General features: G+C 51.7%; 20 protein-coding genes. 9 read left to right on the forward strand and 11 right to left on the reverse strand.

The features are described 5' to 3' along the window. Positions 1-49: 49 nt before the first annotated feature. On the forward strand, positions 50-2776 hold the full coding sequence (secA, locus tag AC6IB1_RS04000; protein ID WP_497569079.1) for a preprotein translocase subunit SecA: 2727 nt from the start codon (positions 50-52) through the stop codon (positions 2774-2776). Between the two features lie 89 nt (positions 2777-2865). Further along, on the forward strand, positions 2866-3270 hold the full coding sequence (gene mutT / locus AC6IB1_RS04005; protein ID WP_497567913.1) for an 8-oxo-dGTP diphosphatase MutT: 405 nt from the start codon (positions 2866-2868) through the stop codon (positions 3268-3270). A 77-nt stretch (positions 3271-3347) separates the two neighbouring features. Here the strand turns inward: mutT and yacG are convergent, their stop codons facing one another. The 8 genes from yacG to nadC all read right to left on the reverse strand — a co-directional run bounded on the left by yacG (position 3348) and on the right by nadC (position 10427). Continuing rightward, positions 3348-3545: a DNA gyrase inhibitor YacG gene (gene yacG / locus AC6IB1_RS04010; protein ID WP_115660105.1), complete on the reverse strand. Its 198-nt coding sequence runs from the start codon at positions 3543-3545 to the stop codon at positions 3348-3350. 34 nt (positions 3546-3579) lie between these two features. Beyond that, the gene (gene zapD / locus AC6IB1_RS04015; protein WP_497567914.1) at positions 3580-4320 is read right to left on the reverse strand and encodes a cell division protein ZapD; all 741 of its coding nucleotides are present in this window, start codon (positions 4318-4320) and stop codon (positions 3580-3582) included. After that, positions 4310-4933 (reverse strand): dephospho-CoA kinase, encoded by a 624-nt coding sequence (gene coaE / locus AC6IB1_RS04020; RefSeq protein WP_497567915.1) that lies wholly within the window; start codon positions 4931-4933, stop codon positions 4310-4312. The genes zapD and coaE overlap by 11 nt, the downstream gene beginning before the upstream one ends. Positions 4934-4936: 3 nt before the next feature. Next, on the reverse strand, positions 4937-5806 hold the full coding sequence (locus AC6IB1_RS04025) for a prepilin peptidase (protein ID WP_497567916.1): 870 nt from the start codon (positions 5804-5806) through the stop codon (positions 4937-4939). Positions 5807-5911: 105 nt separating this feature from the next. Beyond that, entirely contained in the window at positions 5912-7135 is a 1224-nt protein-coding gene (locus tag AC6IB1_RS04030; protein ID WP_497567917.1) for a type II secretion system F family protein, read from the reverse strand. An 11-nt stretch (positions 7136-7146) separates the two neighbouring features. Beyond that, the gene (pilB, locus tag AC6IB1_RS04035; protein WP_497567918.1) at positions 7147-8835 is read right to left on the reverse strand and encodes a type IV-A pilus assembly ATPase PilB; all 1689 of its coding nucleotides are present in this window, start codon (positions 8833-8835) and stop codon (positions 7147-7149) included. Between the two features lie 15 nt (positions 8836-8850). Then, positions 8851-9294 (reverse strand): prepilin-type N-terminal cleavage/methylation domain-containing protein, encoded by a 444-nt coding sequence (locus tag AC6IB1_RS04040; RefSeq protein WP_497567919.1) that lies wholly within the window; start codon positions 9292-9294, stop codon positions 8851-8853. Positions 9295-9521: 227 nt separating this feature from the next. Then, positions 9522-10427, reverse strand: a complete 906-nt coding sequence (gene nadC / locus AC6IB1_RS04045) for a carboxylating nicotinate-nucleotide diphosphorylase (protein ID WP_497567920.1) — start codon at positions 10425-10427, stop codon at positions 9522-9524. A gap of 191 nt (positions 10428-10618) precedes the next feature. On the opposite strand from nadC, the gene ampD reads away from it, so the two are divergent. The 5 genes from ampD to lpdA all read left to right on the forward strand — a co-directional run bounded on the left by ampD (position 10619) and on the right by lpdA (position 18550). Then, positions 10619-11161 (forward strand): 1,6-anhydro-N-acetylmuramyl-L-alanine amidase AmpD, encoded by a 543-nt coding sequence (ampD, locus tag AC6IB1_RS04050; protein WP_497567921.1) that lies wholly within the window; start codon positions 10619-10621, stop codon positions 11159-11161. Between the two features lie 307 nt (positions 11162-11468). Continuing rightward, on the forward strand, positions 11469-12242 hold the full coding sequence (pdhR, locus tag AC6IB1_RS04055; RefSeq protein ID WP_005502094.1) for a pyruvate dehydrogenase complex transcriptional repressor PdhR: 774 nt from the start codon (positions 11469-11471) through the stop codon (positions 12240-12242). 96 nt (positions 12243-12338) lie between these two features. After that, complete coding sequence (gene aceE, locus AC6IB1_RS04060; protein WP_497567922.1) at positions 12339-15005, forward strand: pyruvate dehydrogenase (acetyl-transferring), homodimeric type; 2667 nt, start codon at positions 12339-12341, stop codon at positions 15003-15005. 14 nt (positions 15006-15019) lie between these two features. Beyond that, on the forward strand, positions 15020-16912 hold the full coding sequence (aceF, locus tag AC6IB1_RS04065; protein WP_497567923.1) for a pyruvate dehydrogenase complex dihydrolipoyllysine-residue acetyltransferase: 1893 nt from the start codon (positions 15020-15022) through the stop codon (positions 16910-16912). 210 nt (positions 16913-17122) lie between these two features. Continuing rightward, positions 17123-18550, forward strand: a complete 1428-nt coding sequence (lpdA, locus tag AC6IB1_RS04070; RefSeq protein ID WP_005502091.1) for a dihydrolipoyl dehydrogenase — start codon at positions 17123-17125, stop codon at positions 18548-18550. A 63-nt stretch (positions 18551-18613) separates the two neighbouring features. Here lpdA and AC6IB1_RS04075 read toward each other — a convergent pair whose 3' ends face one another. Genes AC6IB1_RS04075 through AC6IB1_RS04085 form a run of 3 tightly spaced genes read right to left on the reverse strand, consistent with a single transcriptional unit; the run spans position 18614 to position 20046 of the window. Then, complete coding sequence (locus AC6IB1_RS04075) at positions 18614-18763, reverse strand: hypothetical protein (protein ID WP_497567924.1); 150 nt, start codon at positions 18761-18763, stop codon at positions 18614-18616. After that, the gene (locus AC6IB1_RS04080) at positions 18735-19643 is read right to left on the reverse strand and encodes a HAMP domain-containing protein (RefSeq protein ID WP_497567925.1); all 909 of its coding nucleotides are present in this window, start codon (positions 19641-19643) and stop codon (positions 18735-18737) included. Before AC6IB1_RS04080 ends, AC6IB1_RS04075 begins: the two co-directional genes overlap by 29 nt. Continuing rightward, entirely contained in the window at positions 19573-20046 is a 474-nt protein-coding gene (locus AC6IB1_RS04085; RefSeq protein WP_497567926.1) for a hypothetical protein, read from the reverse strand. The genes AC6IB1_RS04080 and AC6IB1_RS04085 overlap by 71 nt, the downstream gene beginning before the upstream one ends. 22 nt (positions 20047-20068) lie before the next feature. Here AC6IB1_RS04085 and AC6IB1_RS04090 point away from each other — a divergent pair, with 22 nt between their 5' ends. After that, positions 20069-22342, forward strand: coding sequence for a patatin-like phospholipase family protein (locus AC6IB1_RS04090; protein ID WP_497567927.1), 2274 nt, complete (start codon positions 20069-20071; stop codon positions 22340-22342). 227 nt (positions 22343-22569) lie between these two features. Beyond that, positions 22570-25167 carry a bifunctional aconitate hydratase 2/2-methylisocitrate dehydratase gene (gene acnB, locus AC6IB1_RS04095; RefSeq protein WP_497569080.1) on the forward strand — a complete coding sequence of 866 codons (2598 nt, stop codon included), beginning with the start codon at positions 22570-22572 and terminating at the stop codon, positions 25165-25167. The last annotated feature ends 135 nt before the right edge of the window (positions 25168-25302 follow it).

Here is a 25302-nt window from a genome sequence, read left to right on the forward strand (position 1 = left end):
GGCTTTGGCCAACATGCTAAAGCGACAAAATGAGAGAAACGGCAAAGCCATGTTATCGAAACTAATTACTAAAGTAATCGGAAGCCGCAATGACCGCACACTGCGTCGTCTTCGCAAGGTTGTAAATGAAATCAATAGCCTTGAGCCTAAATTTGAAGCACTTAGCGATGAAGAACTGAAGGCAAAAACGGCCGAGTACCGTCAGCGCCTCGAACAGGGTGAATCTTTGGATAGCCTCCTGCCAGAAGCGTTTGCGACGGTGCGAGAAGCCTCAAAACGTGTTTTCGGCATGCGCCACTTCGATGTGCAGTTGATTGGCGGTATGGTGCTGAATAACGGCCAAATTGCAGAAATGCGTACGGGGGAAGGTAAAACCCTGACCGCAACCCTACCTGCATATCTACATGGCCTGACAGGCAAAGGCGTTCACATCGTGACTGTGAACGATTATCTGGCGAAACGTGACGCCGAAACCAACCGCCCGCTGTTTGAGTTCCTTGACATGACAGTGGGTGTCAACGTGCCAAACATGCACCCGCAAGAGAAAAAAGAAGCCTATCAGGCCGACATCCTGTACGGCACCAACAACGAGTTTGGTTTCGACTATCTGCGCGACAATATGGCCTTCCGTGCCGAGGATCGTGTTCAGCGCTCCCGATATTTCGCGGTAGTGGATGAAGTGGACTCCATCCTTATCGATGAAGCGCGCACGCCGCTTATCATCTCTGGCCCGGCGGAAGACAGCTCTGATATGTACATCCGTATCAACGCGCTGATCCCACAACTGGTTCGCCAGGAAAAAGAAGACAGCGAAGAGTACCGCGGCGATGGTCACTTTACTGTGGATGAAAAGGCAAAGCAGGCCCACCTGACTGAAAATGGCCAGGAGTTTGTGGAAGAGCTTCTGAAGAAAAACGGTCTGATGGAAGAAAACGATACCCTATATTCACCGGCCAACATTACCCTTTTGCACCATATCAATGCGGCACTGCGTGCACATGTGCTGTTTGAGAAAGACGTTGATTACATCGTGAAAGACGGTGAAGTGATCATCGTTGATGAACATACCGGACGTACTATGCCGGGACGTCGCTGGTCGGAAGGCTTGCACCAGGCGATCGAAGCCAAAGAAGGTGTGAAGATCCAGAATGAGAACCAGACCCTGGCCTCGATTACCTTCCAGAATTTCTTCCGTCTCTACGAGCGCCTGTCGGGTATGACGGGTACCGCCGACACGGAAGCGTTCGAATTCCAGTCTATCTATGGGCTGGATACCGTGGTGATCCCGACCAACAAACCGATGATCCGTGATGATATGGCCGATCAGGTGTACATGACAGAACGTGAGAAGTTCAATGCCATCATCGCAGATATCAAAGCGCGCAGTGAAAAAGGCCAGCCTTCTCTGGTAGGTACGGTATCGATTGAAAAATCGGAACTGCTGTCCAACGCGCTGAAAAAAGCCGGTGTGAAGCACTCAGTCTTGAATGCGAAATTTCATGAATCTGAAGCGGACATCGTGGCACAAGCAGGTGCACCGGGCGCAGTCACCATCGCAACCAACATGGCTGGCCGTGGTACAGATATCGTGCTCGGCGGTAGCTGGCAGGCGGAAGTTGCCAAGCTGGAGAACCCAACCGAGCAGCAAATCGACGAGATCAAAGCCAAGTGGCGTGAACGTCATGAAGCGGTAAAAGCGGCAGGTGGCTTGCATATTATCGGCACTGAGCGTCACGAATCTCGCCGTATTGATAACCAGCTGCGTGGCCGTTCTGGCCGTCAGGGTGACCCGGGTTCAAGCCGTTTCTACCTCTCGATGGAAGATTCCCTGATGCGTATTTTCGCCTCTGAGCGTGTCTCCAACATGATGAAGAAGCTGGGCATGGAAGAAGGTGAAGCCATTGAGCACCCATGGGTGAATAAAGCGATCGAGAATGCCCAGCGTAAAGTGGAAGGCCGAAACTTCGATATCCGTAAACAGTTGCTGGAATTCGATGATGTGGCGAACGACCAACGTAAAGTGGTCTACGAGCTGCGCGACGAGCTGATGGAAAGCAGTGATATCAGCGACATGATCGAGCGCAACCGTGAAGACATCGTCAACGGTGTGATTGATGAATACATTCCGCCCCAGTCGCTGGAAGAAATGTGGGATATCGCTGGGCTTGAAGCGCGTCTTAAAACGGATTTTGACGTTGAACTGCCAATCCAGCAGTGGCTGGATGACGACGACAAGCTGTATGAAGAGCAACTGCGCGAGCGTATCCTGAACCACATTGTAGATGTGTATAAATCGAAAGAAGCGTCTGTGGGGGCTGAAACCCTGCGTAACTTCGAAAAAGCAGTGATGCTGCAAACGCTGGATACACTGTGGAAGGAACACCTGGCGGCTATGGATCACCTGCGCCAGGGTATTCACCTGCGCGGCTATGCACAGAAGAACCCGAAACAGGAATACAAGCGTGAATCGTTTGAGCTGTTTGAGGGCCTACTGGAATCACTGAAATCAGACGTGATCATGACACTGAGCAAAGTGCGCGTGCAGCAGCCTGAAGAAGTGGATCGTATGGAAGAACAGCGCCGCGCACAGGCAGAAGCTGCAGCACGCCGCCAGCAGATGAACCATGCCGAAGCGGAAAACCCATTGGCGGATGGTGAAGCGTCAGACAGTGCATCGGAAACTGTGGTGCGTGATGGCCGCAAAGTGGGCCGCAATGAACCGTGTCCTTGTGGTTCAGGCAAAAAGTATAAGCAGTGCCACGGTAAGATTAACTAAGCCAAGGTATATCAGGGTTAAATAGCCCAAGGGTCAATAGCCCTTAGAAAAAGGCCGCTCAGCGGCCTTTTTTATGGAATGGTGAGCAGATGGAAAAGAAAAGAATACATATCGCAGTCGGTATCATCTTGAATAACAATGCAGACAAGATTTTTATTACCCAGCGTCCGGCCAAAGCACATAAAGGGGGCTTTTGGGAGTTTGCGGGGGGTAAAGTGGAAGAAGGGGAGTCGGCACAGGATGCTGTTTGCCGCGAGCTTGAAGAGGAAGTGGGTATCACCGCCACGGGTATCGAACCGTTTATATCACTGGTACATGACTACCCGGACAAAGCGCTGGCCTTTGATTTCTTTCTGGTGGAGGCATTTGACGGTGAACCTTACGGCAAAGAAGGGCAAGTAGGAAAATGGGTAGCTGTCAGCGAACTGGGAGGTTATACCTTCCCTGAAGCCAATGATCCAGTGTTGGAGAAAATCCGGGAAGTGCTGGGTTAAACAATAACGTGTTGGATAATGGACTCCCAGGACCCAGGACCCAGGACCCAGGACCCAGGACCCAGGACCCAGAATATTTAGCTATCTTCCGACCAACCGTCGCTGTCTGACATATCGGGGGCGCCAGCGATACGTTTTTCTTCGTCGGCCCATTCGCCCAAATCAATCAACTGGCACTTTTTACTGCAAAATGGGCGAAACGGACTGACGTCGCCCCAGACAACCGGGATCCCACATTGTGGGCATTTAACGATAGTGGGTGTTTCCTGACTCACAAAAACCTCATCAACAAAGGTCAACAGACCCTACTTAACAAACTGCCAATGACAGCGCCATCATATCAGGGACAGGTAGGCTTTCGTCAAATGGCATAAAACGGATGGCAAAGCGGGATTTGTGGCCGGATACCAGTGGAAAGGCGTTATAGTCGGTCGCGATTTTAATGCGTAAAAGGCTCGCGCTTTCGACATCCTGCTGGTAAAAGCCATTCACCACTGCACATGGTTGCATTGTTGCGCTGCCGCGGGTTAATCTCAGCCAGAAACTCAGGGCATCCTCTAATGGAGCCAGTGTCTGCTTCCATCGCTCAGTATTGGACTGTTTATGTGCCAGAGGCAGGTTCAGCCAATGATGGAGCGATGGCAAATCGAAACTGCAAGTGCCGCCAGGAATCGAAAACCGTTGTCGGATTGAGGAGAGAAACTTATCTTCGCGAAGCGTCTGCCCGAGGCGGGCGCTTTGCAATAAGGCTTGCTGGATCTGGCGGCTTTCGAGCAACAGGGCTTTTAACTGTTCGGTATCAACATTCGGCACATCCAGCCAGGTTTCAAGCTTGGTCCGTTGTTTTTCCAGATCTTTAGCAAGATCGCCTTTCACCTGCACCTGCTCCAGAATCTCGACCAAATCGAATAGGCTGCGGAAAAAAACGCGCCATTGCCCGTCATCGGTTAAGGAGACAGATTGGTTTATTTGTTCGAGAAGGTACTCAAGACGCAGGTAAACACGTACCTGCTCCGTCAAGGGATGCTCATAAAGGGTTTCACTGCTCATCTTGCTTCCCGGGTTGTTGCGCCGCCAACGTGAGGTATTGGCGATGCAGCGTTTCTACTTGTTTGGACAGCGCTGTGCTGTCCGTTTCATTGACGATAATGTCGTCGGCAGCCTCAAGGCGCTGCGCACGTGATGCCTGTGCAGCAAGGATATTTTCTACCTGCCCGGGTGAGACCTGATCCCGCTGAACCGTTCTGGCAATCTGTGTTGCCTCACTGACATCGACAACCAATACGCGCTGACATAGCGATTGCAACCCGTTTTCTACCAGCAGCGGAATAACCAGCAGGCAGTAGGGGGATGTAGCACGTGCGGTTTGCCCCATCATCTCTTGTCTGATCCTGGGATGCAACAGGCCATTGAGCCAGTTTTTGTCTTCAGGATGAGAGAAAACATGTTCCCGCAATGCGGCGCGGTTGAGTGTGCCATCTTGATTCAGCATGGTGGCACCAAATTTTTCTGCGATGGCTTTTAGCCCTTCAGAGCCAGGCTCTACAACCTGTCGGGCAATCACATCAGCATCAATAACCTCAATGCCTTTTTCTGCAAACAGGTTGGCTACCGTGGTTTTTCCACTGCCAATTCCCCCGGTTACCCCCACCACATATGCCATCAATCAATAACCCAGATAAGATGTTAAATACCAGTCCAGGATCTTATTGCCCCACAGCAAACTTATCCAGCCCGCAATGGCCAGGTAAGGACCAAATGAAAAAGGTGTTTCTTTCCCTGTGCCTTTTACGCGCATCGTGATGATGCCGCCAATCGCACCAACCAGGGATGCCATCAGAATAACCATAGGCAATGCTTGCCAACCCAGCCAGGCCCCAAGGGCAGCAAGGAGCTTGAAATCGCCATAGCCCATCCCTTCCTTGCCCGTCAGCAGCTTAAACAGCTGGAACACGCTCCACAGTGACAGGTATCCCGCCATCGCGCCGATCACCGCATCCTGGAGTGAAACCGGGGAGAGACCGGTAAGGGCAAGTAACATGCCGGCCCACATCAGGGGCAGTGTCATCTGGTCTGGCAGCAACAGGGTATCAAGGTCGATAAAACAGAGCGCAATCAGCACGAAAGTGGCGCCAATCACGGCAAGTGACCAATACCCTGACAGCGTATAGGCGACAAGGCCTGACAACACGGCAGTCAGGATTTCAATCAAGGGATAGCGGACGCTGATGTTGGTTTTGCAGGAACGGCACTTACCACCGAGGATCAGCCAGCTTAACACCGGAATGTTGTCAATCGCGCGGACGGGCGCATGGCATGACGGACAGTGAGAACGCGGCAGGCTGAGGTTGAATACCTCACTTTCACTGGGCGCAGGCATCTCTTGCGGAAAACAGGCATGGCATTCCTGTCGCCACTGGCTCTCCATCATTTTGGGTAAACGATAGATAACCACATTGAGGAAGCTGCCCACAATCAGGCCGAACAATGAGGCAAGGAAAACGTATAGACCTGGGGAGTCGAAAAGCCAATCCATCTTAAAATCCTGTTTCTTCGTTGGGGAGTATCATAACGGCTTGCGCCACTTCACTCCATTCGAATTGGGGCAGTGAGCGGCGGGTGAATGTTAAGGATGTGGGGGTTATCCCATGACGCTCATCAGGTTGAACATGGGCAGATACATGGCAACCACCAGGGAACCAATCAACACGCCGAGCACAACGATGATCATCGGTTCAAGAATTTTGCCAAGGTTGTCGACCGTGTTATCAACATCAGCCTCATAGATGCCGGCGACTTTGTTCAGCATATCGTCCAGGGCGCCGGACTCTTCACCAATCATCACCATCTGGATCATCATATCGGGAAACTGTCCGGTCTCTTTGATGGCGCGGTGGAGCGGACGGCCACCGGATGTCTGTTTATGGACCTCTTCGATTACCCGTTGGTAGTGAGTGTTGTTAGCGGTTTTACCGGCTGCCGACAAGCCATTGAGCAAGGGAATACCGGCACTGAATGTGGTGGCCAGGGTGCGGGTAAAGCGGGAGATGGTGGCTTTGGTCAGCACGTCTCCGATAACCGGGATTTGCAGGGAAAACCGGCTGGCCCTGAGCCGGAAGTTATCGCTTTTGGTGACGCCCACCCGGACACAGGCCACAGCGATAAACAGGGCCAGCAGCATATAAACGCCGTAAAGCTGGATAGCATCTGAAATGCCCAGCACTTTACGGGTAAACCAGGGCAGTTCGGCCCCAAACGATGAAAAGACATCCTTGAACGTCGGGATCACGAAGATCAGCATACCGACGGTAACAAGGATCGCGATAAAACAGACAATGGACGGATATATCATCGCTTTGATGACTTTGGCTTTGGTTTCCTCACTTTTTTCCCGGTAGACACAGATACGGGCAAAAATCTGCTCCAAATGTCCGGTCTGTTCACCGGTTGCCACCAGATCGCAGTAGAACTGGTCAAAAAGAGGGGAACTGGTTTTCATTGCCTGCGCCAGTGACGAGCCCGCTTCAATGTGGCTGTATATCTGGCCGAGGATAAATTTCATTTCTGCCTTTTTTGCGCTGGCTTTCAGCAGCCTGAGGGTTTCTCCCAGCGGCACGCCCGCTTCCAGCATGGTCGCCATCTGGCGCGAGAAAAGGGTAATGTCTTTGGTGTTGGCCGCATTTTTGCGCCGTACCCAGGAAGAGGGCGAGCGCTTTTTTATTTTATCCAGCCGTATCCGCTGCTCCTGCAGTGCCTGTCTGGCTTCCTGCTCGGAGTATGCCAGTGTCTGGCCTTTGACTTTGGCGCCTTTCGACGTTACACCGCGCCACTGGTAAGAGAAAAGTTTATGGGGACTGGTGGCCATGGTATTTCCTTCTACAGGCTGATCACACGTTGCAGTTCAGCAAGGCTGGTGATGCCTTCGTTTAGTTTTTCAATGCCGGAAAGTGGCAGTGTTAACATGCCATTGCCCATGGCGAGGGTTTCAATCCGTGATGCCGATGCGCCATTGCCAATGGCTTCGGCAAGCTCACGGGTGATAGGCATCACCTCATAAATCCCCACCCGTCCCAGATAGCCGTTGTTGCAATGGTCACAGCCTTCAGGCGATGCCTGGTAAACCTGTTCCGGCTTCAGCGAGGGATAATGCTGGATGAGTGCCGTCAGGTGGCGATCGCCGGGGGGATGCGGCACTTTACAGTGCTGGCACAGGCGGCGTCCCAGACGCTGGGCAATAATCAGAGTCAGGGACGCAGCCAGGTTGTAAGGGGCAACCCCCATGTTCGACAGGCGGGTGACGCTCTCAGCGGCAGAGTTGGTGTGAAGGGTGGAAAGCACCAAATGGCCGGTTTGTGCTGCTTTAATGCCGATTTCTGCGGTTTCCAAATCCCGGATCTCACCCACCATTACCACATCAGGATCCTGGCGTAAGAAGGCCCGCAATGCCTTGGCAAAATCAAGCCCGATATCGTTGTTGATATTGACCTGGTTGATACCGGGCAGGTTGATTTCTACCGGGTCTTCTGCGGTAGAGATATTGCGCTCGGCAGTATTTAAATATTTCAGCCCGGTATACAAGGAGACGGTTTTCCCGCTGCCTGTTGGGCCTGTCATCAATATCATCCCTTGTGGGCGATTGAGCGCGTTGAGGTAGTCTTGTTTTTGCTGTGCGTTGTAACCCAAGGAATCAATATCCAGCGCCACACTGCTGCCATCCAAAATCCGCAATACCACCTTTTCGCCCCAAAGTGTCGGTAGGGTAGAAACGCGCATATCGATGGACTTATTTTCGGAAAGATTCAGTTTAATTCGTCCGTCTTGTGGAAGACGGCGCTCAGCGATATTCAGCTTGGCGATGATTTTTAACCGGGTAGATAATCGCCGCGAGATGCCTGCAGGTGGCGTGCTGTGGGTTTGCAAAATGCCGTCGAGACGGAAACGTATCTGGTAGCTTTGCTCAAAAGGTTCGAAATGGATATCGGAAGCTTGTTTGCGCACCGCGTCCATCAGTATTTGCAGGATATAACGGCTGACGGGGGCGTCATCGGACGTTGCATCTTCATGTTTTACTATATCATCAGCAGTTGCCAGTTCAGCTAGCTCTAACTCTGAAACGTTGGCTGCCTTTGACTGCGTCTTTGAAACATCATTTCCAAAGAGCTTTCTTATTGTCGAGGTTAAGCTTTGGTGGTCCAACAGAACGGGTTGAACAGCGATCCCGGAAGCGAAGGCAAAGTCATCTTGAGCTTCAAAGTCAGTAGGGTCGGATATGCCCAGTAGCAAAGTATTGTTATGTATTTCTAGAGGTAAGGCTTGATGTTTGAGTACGAGCTCAACTTTTGTGGCAAGCGGAACTGCTTTATTGATGTCAAAATCAGAAATGCTTCTTACAGGAAGAGAATAGATGCTAGATAGAGCTGAGGCTAATGCATAATTACTTAAATAGTTTTTGTTGATAATGACTGACAATGCAGAGCGATTGCTCTGCATTGCTATTTTATCAACATGCTCTTGTTGGTCAGGACTGATATGCCCTGACTCTACTAGAGCTTTAGTAATGCTCATTTGTTAAACTAAACTTTAGCTGCAGCCTTTTATGTCTGAATATTCAGCAGTAATTGTGGAATCAAGAGTGCATACCCAAGCTTCATTTTTTCTCTCAAATACAACGGTAGAGGTTGCGAACGATTGGCCAGCTTTGAATGTAAAGGTAAGTTTGCCGGGTGCTGTAATATTTCCGTCGTTATCTTTTGTTTCGTCAGACGCAACTATAGTGCCCATTCCGACATCATAGCTGTTCGCACCAGCTAGCGCGGTAACAAAGGTCACTAGTGTCTTAGAGCTGCCCTCAGCCAAATGAAGCTCCGCAGGTGTTAGAAGGCTTTTTACTGATGCTACAGCAGCAGTTACATCAGACTTTTTCTTGTAACTTGCATATGTAGGCACGGCGATTGCGGAAATTGCCCCAATTATTCCAATTACAATCAGAAGTTCAATTAAACTAAAACCCTGTTGCTTTTTCATATCCTTGTCTCTCCCGTTATTTTTAAGCGCAAACGTTGCGCGTAAAGTGATCCAAAGATACGGCGGATAGAAAGGGGAAAACAGAGGATAAACAGCGAGTTTCGAGCGATGAAAACTCTTTTTTGTAATTAACTGAAAGCTCAGTTACTTTGCGGTGAAGGGTAAAGCAAAGATGCAGGCTCGGTGCCTGCATCAAACGTTAACTTAATGATATTCAGTTACATTTATTATTTGAAGCGCATCGACAAATCCATCGCGCGGATATGTTTGGTCAGTGCCCCGACAGAAATATAATCCACCCCGGTTTGTGCAAACCCGCGAATGGTATCCAAGGTGACGTTACCGGACACCTCCAATGCAACCCGTCCTTTGTTAAGCGCAACGGCCTCGCGCATCATCTCGGTGGTGAAATTATCCAGCATGACAATGTCCGCGCCGGCATCAATGGCCTGTTGCAGCTCATCCAGTGACTCGGTTTCCACTTCAACCGGTTTGCCGGGGTTGAGTTGTTTAGCGGTGGCAACCGCACCCGCGATGCCGCCACAGGCGATGATGTGGTTCTCTTTAATCAGGTAGGCGTCGTACACCCCAATGCGGTGATTAAAGCCGCCACCACAGGAAACGGCATATTTCAGCGCATTACGCAGACCCGGGATGGTTTTGCGGGTATCCAGCAGGCGGGTTTGGGTGCCTTGCAGCTTTTCCACATAACGGGCGGTTTCAGTGGCGCAGCCTGACAGGGTCTGGATAAAGTTCATCGCGTTGCGTTCGCCGGTCAGCAGGGTGCGGGCCGGGCCTTTCAGTTCACACAATACCTGGTTGGGTTCAACTCTGTCCCCGTCAGTCACTTTCCAGTCAATCGTCACTGTGTTACCAAGCTGGCGGAACACTTCATCGGCAAACATGCGGCCACAAAACACCCCTGCTTCACGGGTGATCAGGATGGCTTCGCCCTGAGCATCTGCCGGGATCAGGTTAGCGGTAATGTCCTGGCTGGCGTCAATCTCTCCGCCCAGATCTTCTTTCAGGGCATCGCTGACACAGCGAATCACATCTTGCTCAAGATGTGCCTTCAGGTAAGCAAGTCGGCTTTGGCTATCGTGGACGAGAGAAGTGTTTGGGCGATCAGACATGGTGGTTCCATCACAGTGAGTTCGGGTCATTCAGGCTCAGCCTGGGCAATAGGTGCAAGTGTACCGTTGAGGCGAAAAATTTGCGAGGCATGATGAGAGCGCCTTGTCGATGGCGTCTTCAGAAAGTTGTGTCTGTTTTAGTCGGTAGCGCGTTAAAATATCGCCATCCCTGTTTCACGCCAGAGCCCTGAATGTTCATTATCAAAGACCACCTGCTGGACAATGCGACCATTATCCCTTCACCGCACTGTAATGCGCGCCCTGATGAAAGTGATATTTCATTGCTGGTAATACACAACATCAGCCTGCCGCCGGGTGAGTTTGGTGGCCCTTATATAGAAGACTTTTTTCAGGGCAAGCTGACATCGGACGCCCATCCGTTTTTTGATGAGATCCGCAATGTGCAGGTTTCTGCCCATTGCCTGATCAAACGTGATGGCAGTGTGGTGCAGTTTGTGCCGTTTAATCAACGGGCATGGCATGCGGGGGTATCGTCGTTTGAAGGGCGCGGGCAGTGTAATGATTTTTCGATTGGTATTGAGCTTGAAGGCACGGATGACCTGCCTTACACCGAGGCGCAATACGGGGCGCTGGCGGGGGTCACCCAAGCCATCATGAAACATTATCCGGCGGTGACCGCTGACCGTATTGCCGGTCATGAGCACATCGCACCGGAAAGAAAAACTGACCCGGGACAATCTTTCCATTGGGAGAAGTTTCGCGCGAGCCTGTGATGATTTATTACGCAAAGGACGTAAAGGTGTGTTGACAATCTGCATGTCAAATTGCAAATAAATTGAGATTTGGCACGCAAAATTGCACCCAAAAGACTGTAAATTGGTCTGACCATTGTGTTTTATTGATGAATAACAACAGGGTGTTCTGCGGTAACTTCTATGATGTAAATCAAGTTTACGGTGGACAGTAAAGCCACATTCTGGTAACTTTTACTGCGTTTGGTAATTGGTCTTACCAATTTACAAGGCCAGTGTGTGGGATAGGACGCGCAGGAACTCCGGCGCCAGATAAGTATAAAAAACGATGGCAATACAACGGATTCGTCAACCCAAACTGTCTGACGTGATAGAAAAAGAGCTTGAAAGCCTGATCCTGGAAGGCACGCTGTCGCCCGGGCAAAAATTGCCGCCTGAGCGTGAACTGGCGAAACAGTTTGATGTTTCCCGTCCCTCTGTCCGTGAAGCTATCCAGCGATTAGAAGCCAAAAAACTGCTCAACCGGAAACAAGGTGGTGGCACCTTTGTCAGTGAACGTCTTTGGCAGCGATTCTCAGAACCGCTGATTGACCTGTTGGCCGACCACCCTGAAAGCCAGCTAGACTTGCTGGAATCCCGTCATGCACTGGAAGGCATTTCTTCCTATTTTGCAGCGCTACGGGGAACCGATGAAGATTTAAAGCGGGTGTGTGCCTGTCACGACAGCATCCGCGAAGCCCAGCAGCTCGGCGACCTGAAAGCAGAAGCCGCCGCCGTGATGAAATATCTGATTGCCGTGACTGAGGCATCTCACAATGTGGTCTTGCTGCATATTATGCGTAGCTTGGCCCCGCTGCTGGAGCAAAACATTTTACAAAACTTTGAGTTACTGAATCGGCGTGAAGACGTCGTGGCAAGAGTAACCAGGCACAGAGCCAATATTGTTCAGGCGATCACTGCCGGAGAGCCGGAAAAGGCACGTCAGGCATCGCATGCGCATTTGGCCTTTATTGAGGAAACCTTGTTGGATTTGGGTCGAGAGGAAAGCCGAAGAGAACGCTCCCTCCGCCGGATACAACAACGCAAGGACGAGTTGGAATAGCGGATCCCGACAGCTTCGAGGAGTTGTCAGGAACCGCTTTTTCAGCTGCGACAACATTAGTTTTGTATGATTCAATCAACGAAAGGATAGATCGCCATGTCTGAAGTCATGAAAAATGACGTGGACGTACTAGAAACCCAAGAGTGGCTTGCTGCTCTTGAATCAGTCGTCCGTGAAGAAGGTGTAGAACGTGCACAATTCCTGCTTGAACAAGTGATGGAAAAGGCACGCCTTGACGGTGTTGATATGCCAACCGGCATCACCACCAACTATGTGAATACCATCCCTGCAGACAAAGAACCTGCATACCCGGGTGACGTAAACCTGGAACGTCGTATTCGTTCTATCATTCGTTGGAACGCGATCATGATCGTGTTGCGTGCATCGAAGAAAGATCTGGAACTGGGCGGCCACATGGCATCATTCCAGTCTTCGGCTGCATTCTACGAAACCTGCTTTAACCATTTCTTCCGCGCACCTAACGATGTGGACGGCGGTGATTTGGTTTACTACCAAGGCCATATTGCCCCGGGTATCTACTCGCGCGCATTCGTTGAAGGTCGTCTGACTGAAGAGCAACTGGACAATTTCCGCCAGGAAGTAGATGGCAAAGGCCTGTCTTCTTACCCACACCCTAAACTGATGCCTGAGTTCTGGCAGTTCCCAACCGTATCTATGGGTCTGGGTCCAATCTCTGCGATTTATCAAGCTCGTTTCCTCAAGTACCTGAACAGCCGTGGCCTGAAAGACACCACTAACCAGCGCGTTTACGCGTTCCTGGGCGACGGTGAGATGGATGAGCCAGAATCACGCGGCGCGATCTCTTTCGCAGCACGTGAGAAGCTGGACAACCTGTGCTTCCTGATCAACTGTAACCTGCAGCGTCTGGACGGCCCTGTTATGGGTAACGGCAAGATCATCCAAGAGCTGGAAGGCCTGTTCAAAGGTGCTGGCTGGAACGTGATCAAAGTGGTGTGGGGCAGCGGCTGGGATAAACTGCTGGCGAAAGACACCACAGGTAAACTGCTGCAACTGATGAACGAAACCGTTGACGGTGACTACCAGACCTTCAAGTCAAAAGACGGTGCCTACGTTCGTAAACACTTCTTCGGCAAATACCCAGAAACGGCAGCACTGGTTGCAGACATGACCGACGAAGAGATCTTCGCGCTGAAACGCGGTGGTCATGAGCCGTCTAAACTGTACGCTGCATTCAAGAGCGCGCAGGAAACCAAAGATCGCCCAACCGTGATCCTGGCGAAAACCGTAAAAGGTTACGGCATGGGTGAAGCGGCTGAAGGTAAGAACATTGCGCACCAGGTTAAGAAGATGGATATGACCCATGTTCTGCACCTGCGCGATCGCCTTGGCCTGCAAGATCTGGTGTCTGACGAAGATATCAAGTCTCTGCCATACCTGAAACTGGAAGAAGGCTCTGCAGAATACGAATACCTGCATGCACGCCGTAAAGCGCTGCACGGCTACACGCCTAAGCGCCTGCCTAAGTTCACCGGTGAACTGGCACTGCCTGGCCTGGATGCATTCCAACCTCTGTTGGAAGAGCAGAAGCGTGAAATCTCAACCACTATGGCTTTCGTACGTGCACTGAACGTACTGCTGAAAGACAAGGGCGTAGGTAAGAACATCGTTCCTATTATTGCGGACGAAGCACGTACTTTCGGTATGGAAGGTCTGTTCCGTCAGATTGGTATCTACAACCCACACGGCCAGAACTACACTCCACAAGACCGTGACATCGTTTCTTACTACAAAGAAGCAACGTCAGGCCAGGTACTGCAAGAAGGTATCAACGAGCTGGGTGCAATGTCTTCATGGGTTGCGGCTGCAACATCATACAGCACCAACAACCTGCCGATGATTCCGTTCTACATCTACTACTCAATGTTCGGTTTCCAACGTGTTGGCGACATGGCATGGATGGCGGGTGATCAACAGGCGCGCGGCTTCCTGCTGGGTGCAACGGCGGGCCGTACCACCCTGAACGGTGAAGGTCTGCAGCACGAAGACGGTCACTCACACATCATGGCAGGTACTGTGCCTAACTGTATCTCTTACGATCCAACCTTCGCGTACGAAGTTGCCGTTATCATGCAAGACGGTCTGCGTCGCATGTACGGCCCGGATCAAGAGAACGTGTTCTACTACCTGACGCTGATGAACGAAAACTACGCGCAGCCAGCCATGCCAGAAGGCGCGGAAGAAGGTATCCGTAAAGGTATCTACAAGCTGGAAGCGTACGCGGGTGACAAAGCGAAAGTTCAGCTGATGGGCTCTGGTACTATCCTGAACGAAGTCCGTAAAGCGGCAGACATCCTGAGCAAAGAGTACGGCATTGCGTCTGACGTATTCAGCGTGACCTCATTCAACGAACTGGCACGTGATGGCCAGGCGTGTGATCGTCACAATATGCTGAACCCAATGGCAGAAGCGCAAGTCCCATACATTGCACAAGTGATGGGTACTGAGCCTGCTATCGTTGCGACAGACTACGTGAAAAACTACGCAGACCAAGTGCGTGCGTTCATTCCTGCTGAGTCTTACCGCGTGCTGGGTACTGATGGCTTCGGTCGTTCAGACAGCCGTGAAAACCTGCGTCGCCACTTCGAAGTTAACGCTGGCTACATTGTTGTAGCTGCTCTGACTGAACTGGCGAAACGTGGCGATATCGAGAAATCAGTAGTGGTTGAAGCTATTGAGAAATTCGGTATCGACACCCAGAAAGTGAACCCACTGTACGCGTAAGAGGCATAGAACACATGGCAATCGAAATTAACGTACCAGATATCGGTGCTGATGAGGTTGAAGTTACTGAGATCCTCGTGAGCGTCGGTGACAAAGTTGAAGAAGATCAGTCGCTGATCACCGTTGAAGGTGATAAGGCGTCAATGGAAGTGCCAGCATCACAGGCCGGTATCGTCAAAGAAATCAAGGTTGCGGAAGGTGACAAGGTTTCTACCGGTTCCCTGATCATGATTTTTGAAGCCGAAGGCGGTGCAGCAGAAGCGGCGCCTGCTCCTGCGGCTGAAGCAGCGCCAGCAGTAGCAGAACTGAAAGAAGTCGTTGTACCGGATATCGGTGGCGATGAAGTTGAAGTCACTGAAATCATGGTAGCGGTTGGCGACAGCATTGAAGAAGAGCAATCTCTGATCACTGTTGAAGGCGACAAAGCTTCTATGGAAGTCCCTGCACCGTTCGCTGGTGTACTGAAAGAAATCAAAGTAGCAGCGGGCGACAAAGTGTCGACCGGCTCTCTGATCATGGTCTTTGAAACTGCGGGTTCAGGCGCAGCGCCTGTAGCTGCAGCGGCGCCAGCAGAAGCGGCGCCAGCAGAAGCGGCGCCTGCCGCAGCACCAGTTGCTGGCGGCGTTAAAGAAGTTCACGTGCCAGATATCGGCGGTGACGAAGTCGAAGTAACCGAAATCATGGTAGCGGTTGGCGACAGCGTCGAAGAAGAGCAGTCGCTGATCACTGTTGAAGGTGACAAGGCGTCGATGGAAGTGCCTGCACCATTCGCAGGTACCGTGAAAGAGATCAAAGTAGCGGCAGGCGATAAAGTGTCTACCGGCTCTCTGATCATGGTCTTCGAAGTGGCTGGTGCGGCACCTGTACCAGCGGCAGCGCCAACTGCTTCAGCACCAGCTGCGGCGCCAGCGCCTGCGGCGGCCCCAGCTGCACAAGCGGCGCCGGCAGCCGGTGAGTTCGTTGAAAACCACGAGTACGCGCACGCATCTCCGGTTGTTCGTCGCCTGGCGCGTGAGTTTGGCGTTAACCTGGCGAAGGTTAAAGGGTCTGGCCGTAAGAACCGTATCCTGAAAGAAGACGTTCAGAATTACGTGAAAGACGCGCTGAAACGTCTGGAATCTGGCGCAGCAGCGGCAGCTTCAGGCAAAGGTGACGGCGCAGCACTGGGTCTTCTGCCATGGCCGAAAGTCGATTTCAGCAAGTTCGGTGAAACAGAAATTCAACCTCTGTCTCGCATCAAGAAGATCTCTGGCGCGAACCTGCACCGCAACTGGGTAATGATCCCGCACGTGACACAGTGGGATAACGCTGACATCACTGAGCTGGAAGCATTCCGTAAAGAGCAGAATGCGATTGAAGCGAAGAAAGACAGCGGCATGAAGATCACCCCACTGGTGTTCATCATGAAAGCGGCAGCGAAAGCACTGGAAGCATTCCCAGCGTTCAACTCTTCACTGTCAGAAGATGGTGAGAGCCTGATCCTGAAGAAATACGTGAACATCGGCATCGCAGTTGACACGCCAAACGGCCTGGTTGTTCCTGTCTTCAAAGACGTGAACAAGAAAGGTATCTATGAGCTGTCTGCTGAGCTGATGGAAGTGTCGAAGAAAGCACGTGCTGGTAAGCTGACTGCGGCGGACATGCAAGGTGGCTGCTTCACAATCTCCAGCCTGGGTGGTATCGGTGGTACTGCGTTCACGCCAATCGTGAATGCGCCAGAAGTGGCTATCCTGGGTGTGTCCAAGTCTGAAATGAAGCCGGTTTGGAACGGCAAAGAGTTCGCGCCACGCCTGCAACTGCCTCTGTCTCTGTCTTACGATCACCGCGTGATCGACGGTGCAGATGGTGCACGCTTCATTACTTACCTGAACGAGTGTCTGTCAGACATTCGCCGTCTGGTACTGTAAGGTAACACTCCCCGATCAGCGTTCGTCTGCATATGGCGAACGCTGATTTGATGTACAGCTCACAGGCTATGGGTTTTTATTTTTCAGCCTTTTATCAGGGCTGTAAACTGTCAGGCCAATTGCAAGACTGCCGATATACAGCGCAGTGAAACAAACGGTCTACGATAATAAAACTCTTAGTCAGGGATATAAGACTACAACGAGGTCAGAATGAGTAAAGAAATCAAAGCCCAAGTCGTTGTACTGGGGTCGGGTCCTGCAGGTTATTCAGCGGCGTTTCGCTGTGCAGACCTGGGTCTGGACACTGTTCTGGTAGAAAGATATAGCACGCTGGGTGGTGTGTGTCTGAACGTGGGATGTATCCCATCGAAAGCACTGCTGCACGTTGCGAAAGTGATCGAAGAAGCCAAAGCGATGGCTGAGCACGGAGTTGTGTTTGGCGAGCCTCAAACCGACATCAGCAAAATTCGCGTGTGGAAAGAGAAAGTGGTTAACCAACTGACTGGCGGTCTTGGCGGCATGGCGAAGATGCGTAAAGTGAATGTGGTTAATGGCTACGGTAAATTCACCGGCCCTAACACTATCGTGGTTGAAGGTGCGGACGGTGCAACTACCGTTAACTTCGACAACGCGATTATCGCTGCGGGTTCACGTCCAATCGAACTGCCGTTCATCCCACATGAAGATCCACGTATCTGGGACTCTACCGATGCACTGGAACTGAAAGAAGTACCAGAGAAAATGCTGGTAATGGGTGGCGGTATCATCGGTCTGGAAATGGGTACCGTGTATCACGCACTGGGTTCCCAGATTGACGTGGTTGAGATGTTCGACCAGGTTATCCCAGCAGCGGACAAAGACATCGTTAAAGTCTTCACCAAGCGTATCAGCAAGAAGTTCAACCTGATGCTGGAAACCAAGGTTACTGCGGTTGAAGCGAAGGAAGACGGTATTTACGTCACCATGGAAGGCAAGAAAGCACCTGCTGAGCCTGTCCGTTACGACGCTGTGCTGGTGGCTATCGGCCGTGTACCTAACGGTAAGCTGATTGACGCAGAAAAAGCCGGTGTTGAAGTTGATGAGCGTGGCTTTATCAACGTTGATAAGCAAATGCGCACCAACATTCCGCACATCTATGCGATCGGTGACATCGTTGGTCAGCCAATGCTGGCGCACAAAGGTGTTCACGAAGGTCACGTAGCAGCAGAAGTTATCGCAGGTAAGAAACACTACTTCGATCCGAAAGTGATTCCTTCTATCGCGTACACTGAGCCAGAAGTGGCTTGGGTTGGTCTGACTGAGAAAGAAGCGAAAGCACAAGGCATCAACTACGAAGTTGCGACCTTCCCATGGGCAGCATCTGGCCGTGCTATCGCGTCTGACTGCTCAGACGGTATGACGAAGATGATCTTCGACAAAGACACTCACCGCGTGATCGGTGGTGCGATTGTGGGTACCAACGGCGGCGAGCTGCTGGGCGAAATCGGTCTGGCGATCGAGATGGGTTGTGATGCGGAAGATATCGCACTGACTATCCACGCACACCCAACGCTGCACGAGTCAGTGGGTCTGGCGGCAGAAGTGTTTGAAGGGACAGTGACTGACCTGCCAAACGCGAAGGCTGTGAAGAAGAAGTAATTCTGAGCCATGACTGAGAAAAGCGCCGCAATTTTTGCGGCGCTTTTGCTTTCAGGTGAGGGATTACAGTTTAAAGCGTCTCACCAAATCATCCAGACGGTGCGAAAGTTCACGAAGTTCATCATTGGCGAGCTGCTGGATGCTTTCCTGCGCAGACATCACTACACTCTGGCCTGTGGCTGTCTCATTGGCCGTGGGCAGCACTTGCTGCAATCTCGTTCACCGTGGCACCCATCTCGTTGATGGCGGTGACCACCAATATCGTTCGGTCGCGCTGACTCTGGCTCTGGTTCTGGGTCATTTGTGCCTGCTCAGCCACTACTGACGCTGAGTTGTTCAGTGACTGGCTGGTGGCAGCCACATCGCCCACTACCTGATGAATTTTGCCGACAAAGCTGTTAAAGCCTTGTGCTAACTGGCTAATTTCATCATTACCTTTCACTTCAAGACGTTGGCGAAGATCTCCGTCACCTTCACCGATATCGCGGAATACTTTGGCCAGATCGGATATCGGGCGGGTAATGGTAGATGCAAGAAAGACCGCCGCAATCGCTATCAGGGTACAGACAATCACAGACAGCAGGATAATTTGCTGTGCGGTATCGGTCAGTTCATCATACACCTCACCCGTTGGGACTTCGGCAACTACAAACCAGTCCAGAGCCGGGATATAGCTGGAAGCGAGCAACACCTCCCGCTCACCGGTAGTGGTCATGACCAGGTTAAAGTCACGCTGAATTAACAGGTCACGGACATTTCCCTGATACATTTGCGCGATGTTACCGTTGCCCATTTGGGCAGTATCACGGTGCAGTTTTACCTGACCGTCTCGGGCAACCATAAAGACAAAACCACGTTGCTCAACCTTGAACTGGTTCAGGAAATTAACCATGTTATCTATCGATCGCGACAGACCGGCGAGCAAAGAACCATTAAGCTGTTGATAGTTGACGAACAGTTTTAAATCCCCATTATCTTCACGGTAGACACTGGTCGTCCGGACCTTGCCACTGCTGACCAGCTCAAAAAAACCAGGGGCTGTCCGTAGGTTTGAGCTGGCGAAGGAAACCGTCCTGGTTCCAATAGTCGCCATTATGACGGTTAGCGACAGAGGCATCGGTTAATTGGTATTGTTGTTTCAGCGACCTGAGCACCTCAACAATGTCTGATTTTTCCTGAGGGTTACCGGGAGCGGTAACGGCAGCTGCCAGCATGGGCATACCTGCCAGCTGTTCTGCTGCGGCATCGAGCTGATGAATGCTATGCTCTACTTCGTCACGGATCGTGGTCAGAAGCAAAGGCAGTTCGTTTTCTAGCAGACGGGTCTCTACCATGTCATGGGCTTTGGTAAGGCTGAGGTAGCTGACGAGGGTGGTGGATGCAACAACCGCAGCGATCAGCGCAAAATAAGTTTCTGTTTTATAGTTAACCGCTTGAAATACATGCTTTTCTCCATGGTGCCGATATGCTTCGGCTCGTTTGTGTTCATGGAACATTGAAATTGCAAGGCAGCAAATAATGTTAATCAGGTTTCTAAAGGGCAGGTTGGTTACTGCATCGCTACTGTTGTCGGCCACGCTGTCTGCATCTTTAGCCTTTGGGGCAGAAAATTTCCAAAGACCCAAAATTGGGGTGGCACTGGGCGGCGGCGGCGCGAAAGGCGCGGCGCATGTCGGGGTATTAAAAGCACTGGAAGAGATGCACATTCCGGTCGATTACATTGCCGGTACCAGTATGGGGGCATATGTTGGTGGGCTTTACGCCACGGGCATGAGCGCCGATGAGATTGGTGCCATGATGGAATCCCTCGATTGGAACGAGGGTTACCAGGACAGGGTATACCGGGGCGATCGCCGCATCCGCGATAAAAAACATGAAGATCGCTACAACCTCTCTACCAATTTTGGTTTCGATTTCAAAAGCCTCAAAACGCCTCAAGGTATTGTTCAGGGGCAGAACATGATCCGTATTCTGCGAGAATCTACGGGCAATCTTCCCGCCTTTGCATCGTTTGACCAAATGGTGATGCCTTACCGTGCGGTCGCGACCGACATTGAGTATCTGGTGCCTGTGGTGATTGGCGAGGGGCAACTGACAGAAGCCATGTTGGCGAGTATGGCTGTTCCCGGCGCATTGCCTCCGGTTGAGCTGGATGGGCGCTATCTGGTCGATGGTGGGCCGGTGAATAACCTGCCGGTGGATGTGGTGAAAGCCATGGGGGCAGATATCGTTATCGCCGTCGATATCAGTACGGACTATTATCCGGCGGAAGAGCTGGGTTCCTACCTGCAGGTGATGAACCAGCTGGTTAACTTCATGGTTCGCCAAAGTACTGAAAAGCAAATCGGTAACATGGATGAACATGACGTTTTGCTGGCACCAGACGTGGGGGATATGGAGACCACGGAGTTCGACCGTGTGCCGGAAGCACTGCAAAAGGGCTATGAGATTGCCATGGCCAACCGTGAAACGTTAAACAGAATCAGCTTGACCTCCGGTGATTACCAGCATTATCTGGAAGAAAAACAAAAGCGGCGCAGGTTGATGATGTTGGGTGATACGCTCAATGTCGACCGCATTGTGCTGAATAACGCCACCAGTTTTTCTGACGGTGTGCTCAAGGCGAGGCTTGCTCTTGAAACCGGCAGGATGGCTTCGGAAAATCTGGAACAGTCGGTGCAAAACCTCTATGCATTGGATCGCTTTGAAACCGTGCGTTACCACCTTGAACAGGAGGGGGAAGAAAACGTGCTGGTGGTGGATGTGAAAGAGAAAGGGTGGGGGCCAAACTTTGTTGACTTCCGGGTGGCACTGGAAGATAACTTCGAGACAGATACAGATTTTTCTGCCGGTGTCAGCATTAATACCACTGGGCTATCGGATTACGGGGCCGAGCTTCGCTCGACGCTGGAAGTCGGCACGGATAAAAAAGCACAGGTTGAGCTCTATGTACCGTTCACCGCAGAACAAACCTTTTTTGCGGAAATCCTCGGGGGGCTGGAAGTCCGGGATCGGGTCCAGTTCTTCCGCGATGAAGAGCCGGTACTGGATACCAATACCTTTACCGTCGGTACCCGTTACAGTGAAATGATCGGCGACATCAGCTTTGGCTGGCAACCCGAGCTGTGGGGAGAATTTAAACTGGGGTATCGCTATGTCAATGGTGAAGAGGAGCTGGCGAATAGCCAGAGCCTGACCAGCGATTATGTGCGCTCAATGCCCTACGTCTCCTTGACGCTGGATACTCTGGATAACCGTGTATTCCCGAACTATGGTGGCTATCTGGATGCGTCGTTGGGTTATGCCCGCGATCAACTTGATTTTCAGGGACAACATGCCGAGAGTGAAGCGGCAGTGCTAAATGTGGAAGGGATTTACGCCAGGAACTGGGACAAACACACGCTTTACGGTAAGGCCAAATACGGCACCATCAATGCGCGGGTGGGCAATGTGGCCATTGAACCTCACGAGCTCGGCGGCTTCCTGAATCTGTCGGGCGTGCCACGGGATTCGCTCTGGGCGAACAATATCGCTTATGGTGCTTTGGTTTACCGCTATCGTCTGCTGGATAACGACTTCGGGCTGTTCAAATCACCCGTGTATTTAGGCACTTCTATTGAGTATGGTGGAGTGTGGAACAACCCTGATTTTTCGTTAAAAGAGATACCGTTTTATACCGCAGGCAGTATATTTGCTGGGGTTGATTCACCATTGGGACCGATCATTATCGCCTATGGTCGTACAGAAAATGATCTCGATTCATTCTATTTTATAGTCGGGTCCCATTTCTAGGGATACAGGGAATGGCGCGATTTGCGCCGTTCTTACTGATAAATCAAATGTTTCATTCCGTGTCTGGAATTTAAAATTTGGTTAAAAAGTGATACCATGCCAGCTTCGTCATGCAGGGCACCACAGAAAGATAGTGACCTCCTACATTTCACCCGGTGCCTGCTAGCCGAGCTTAATTCCAAGGATGTCTGGCCGTGACGGCCAGACCGCAATATGAGGAAAACGTCGTGCTTGAAGCCTACCGTAAACACGTCGAAGAACGTGCTGCTCAGGGCATCGTCCCTAAACCACTCGATGCGGAGCAAACCGCAGCCCTTATTGAATTGCTCAAGAACCCACCTGCCGGTGAAGAAAGCACTCTTATCGATCTGTTGGAAAACCGTATTCCACCAGGCGTAGACGAAGCGGCCTACGTGAAAGCGGGCTTTTTGGCCGCCGTTGCCAAAGGCGAAGCGAGCTCACCGCTGGTGACCTCCGCACGTGCTGTTGAACTGCTGGGCACCATGCAGGGCGGCTATAACATTGAGCCGCTGGTAACGTTGCTTGACGATGACACGCTGGCACCGATTGCTGCCAAGGCACTTTCCCACACATTGCTGATGTTCGATGCTTTCTATGATGTAGAAGAAAAAGCGAAAGCGGGTAACGAGTTTGCCAAGCAGGTCATGACTTCCTGGGCAGAAGCAGAGTGGTTCCTGTCTAAGCCGGATGTGCCTGAAAAAGTAACCCTGACAGTGTTCAAAGTCACCGGTGAAACCAATACCGATGACCTGTCACCGGCACCAGATGCCTGGTCACGCCCAGACATTCCCCTGCACGCTCTGGCGATGCTGAAAAACGAGCGTGAAGGCATCAACCCGGATCAGGCAGGCGTTGTCGGCCCAATCAAACAAATCGAAGCGCTGAAAGAGAAAGGTCACCAACTGGTTTACGTGGGTGATGTTGTCGGTACCGGTTCTTCCCGTAAGTCTGCAACCAACTCTGTGCTGTGGTTTATGGGTGATGACATCCCTCATGTACCAAACAAGCGTGCAGGCGGCTTCTGTCTGGGCGGTAAAATTGCCCCCATCTTCTTCAACACCATGGAAGATGCAGGTGCACTGCCCATCGAGTTGGACGTATCCAAACTCAACATGGGTGATGTGATTGACGTTTACCCATTCAAAGGTGAAGTGCGTAGCCACGATACTGACGAAGTGCTGTCGACTTTTAAGCTGAAAACCGACGTTTTGTACGATGAAGTCCGTGCTGGTGGCCGTATTCCATTGATCATCGGCCGTGGCCTGACTGACCGCGCACGTGAAGCGCTGGGCTTGGAACCCTCTGACGTCTTCCGCCGCCCACAGCCTGTGGCTGATTCGGGCAAAGGCTTTACTCTGGCACAGAAGATGGTTGGTAAAGCGTGTGGCGTGGAAGGCATCCGCCCTGGCACGTACTGCGAACCTAAGATGACCACTGTTGGTTCTCAGGACACCACAGGCCCTATGACCCGTGATGAGCTGAAAGACCTGGCTTGTCTGGGCTTCTCTGCTGACCTCACCATGCAGTCTTTCTGTCACACCTCAGCGTATCCGAAGCCAGTGGATGTGGTCACCCACCACACCCTGCCTGATTTCATCATGAACCGTGGCGGTGTTTCCCTGCGTCCGGGTGATGGTGTTATCCACTCATGGCTGAACCGTATGCTGCTGCCCGATACTGTTGGCACCGGTGGTGACTCACACACCCGTTTCCCTCTGGGCATCTCATTCCCTGCAGGCTCCGGTCTGGTGGCGTTTGCCGCAGCAACCGGCGTCATGCCTCTGGATATGCCGGAGTCAATTCTGGTGCGCTTTAAAGGCGAAATGCAGCCAGGTATCACCCTGCGCGATCTAGTCCATGCGATCCCTTACTATGCCATCAAGCAAGGCCTGTTGACGGTAGAGAAAGCCGGTAAGATCAACGCATTCTCTGGCCGCGTGCTGGAAATTGAAGGCGTTGAGCATCTGACTGTTGAGCAGGCCTTTGAGCTGTCTGATGCTTCGGCAGAGCGTTCCGCTGCGGGTTGTACCGTGAAACTGTCGCAAGAGTCCGTGGCCGAGTATCTGGAATCGAACATCGTGATGCTGAAGTGGATGATCAGCGAAGGTTATGGCGACCGCCGCACCATCGAGCGCCGTATCAGCGCGATGGAAGCCTGGCTGGCAAATCCGGAGCTGATGGAAGCCGATGCAGATGCAGAATACGCAGAAGTGATCGAAATCGACTTGGCTGAGATAAAAGAGCCAATCCTGTGTGCGCCAAACGATCCGGACGATGCGCGTCTGCTGTCTGAGGTGGCGGGTGACAAGGTCGACGAAGTCTTCATCGGTTCTTGTATGACTAACATCGGCCACTTCCGCGCTGCAGGTAAACTGCTGGACAAATTCGGCGGCACGCTGTCTACGCGTCTGTGGGTGGCTCCGCCAACCAAGATGGACCGTGATCAGCTGACCGAAGAAGGCTACTACGGTATCTTCGGCCGTGCCGGTGTCCGTATCGAAACCCCTGGATGTTCACTGTGTATGGGTAACCAGGCGCGTGTTGCTGACAAAGCAACCGTACTGTCGACCTCGACCCGTAACTTCCCGAATCGTCTGGGTACCGGTGCGAATGTTTACCTGTCTTCCGCTGAACTGGCATCAGTCGGTGCGATTCTGGGCCGTATTCCAACGGTTGAGGAATATCTGGAATATGCCAAGCAAATCGATGCGACGGCAGCAGATACCTATCGTTATCTGAACTTCCACCGCATGGATCAATACACCAAAAAAGCGGATGAAGTGATTATCCAGACAGCGGTTTAATACTGCGCTAAATCTCAATCTTTGAGATAAAAGAAAGCCTCCGACAGGAGGCTTTCAGACTGCTGACAAAGCCCTGGCCATTTGGCTGGGGCTTTGATCTAATAGGGGTAAGCAAATCAATCATGGATTGGGTGA

Source organism: Grimontia sp. THUN1695 (assembly GCF_059704325.2).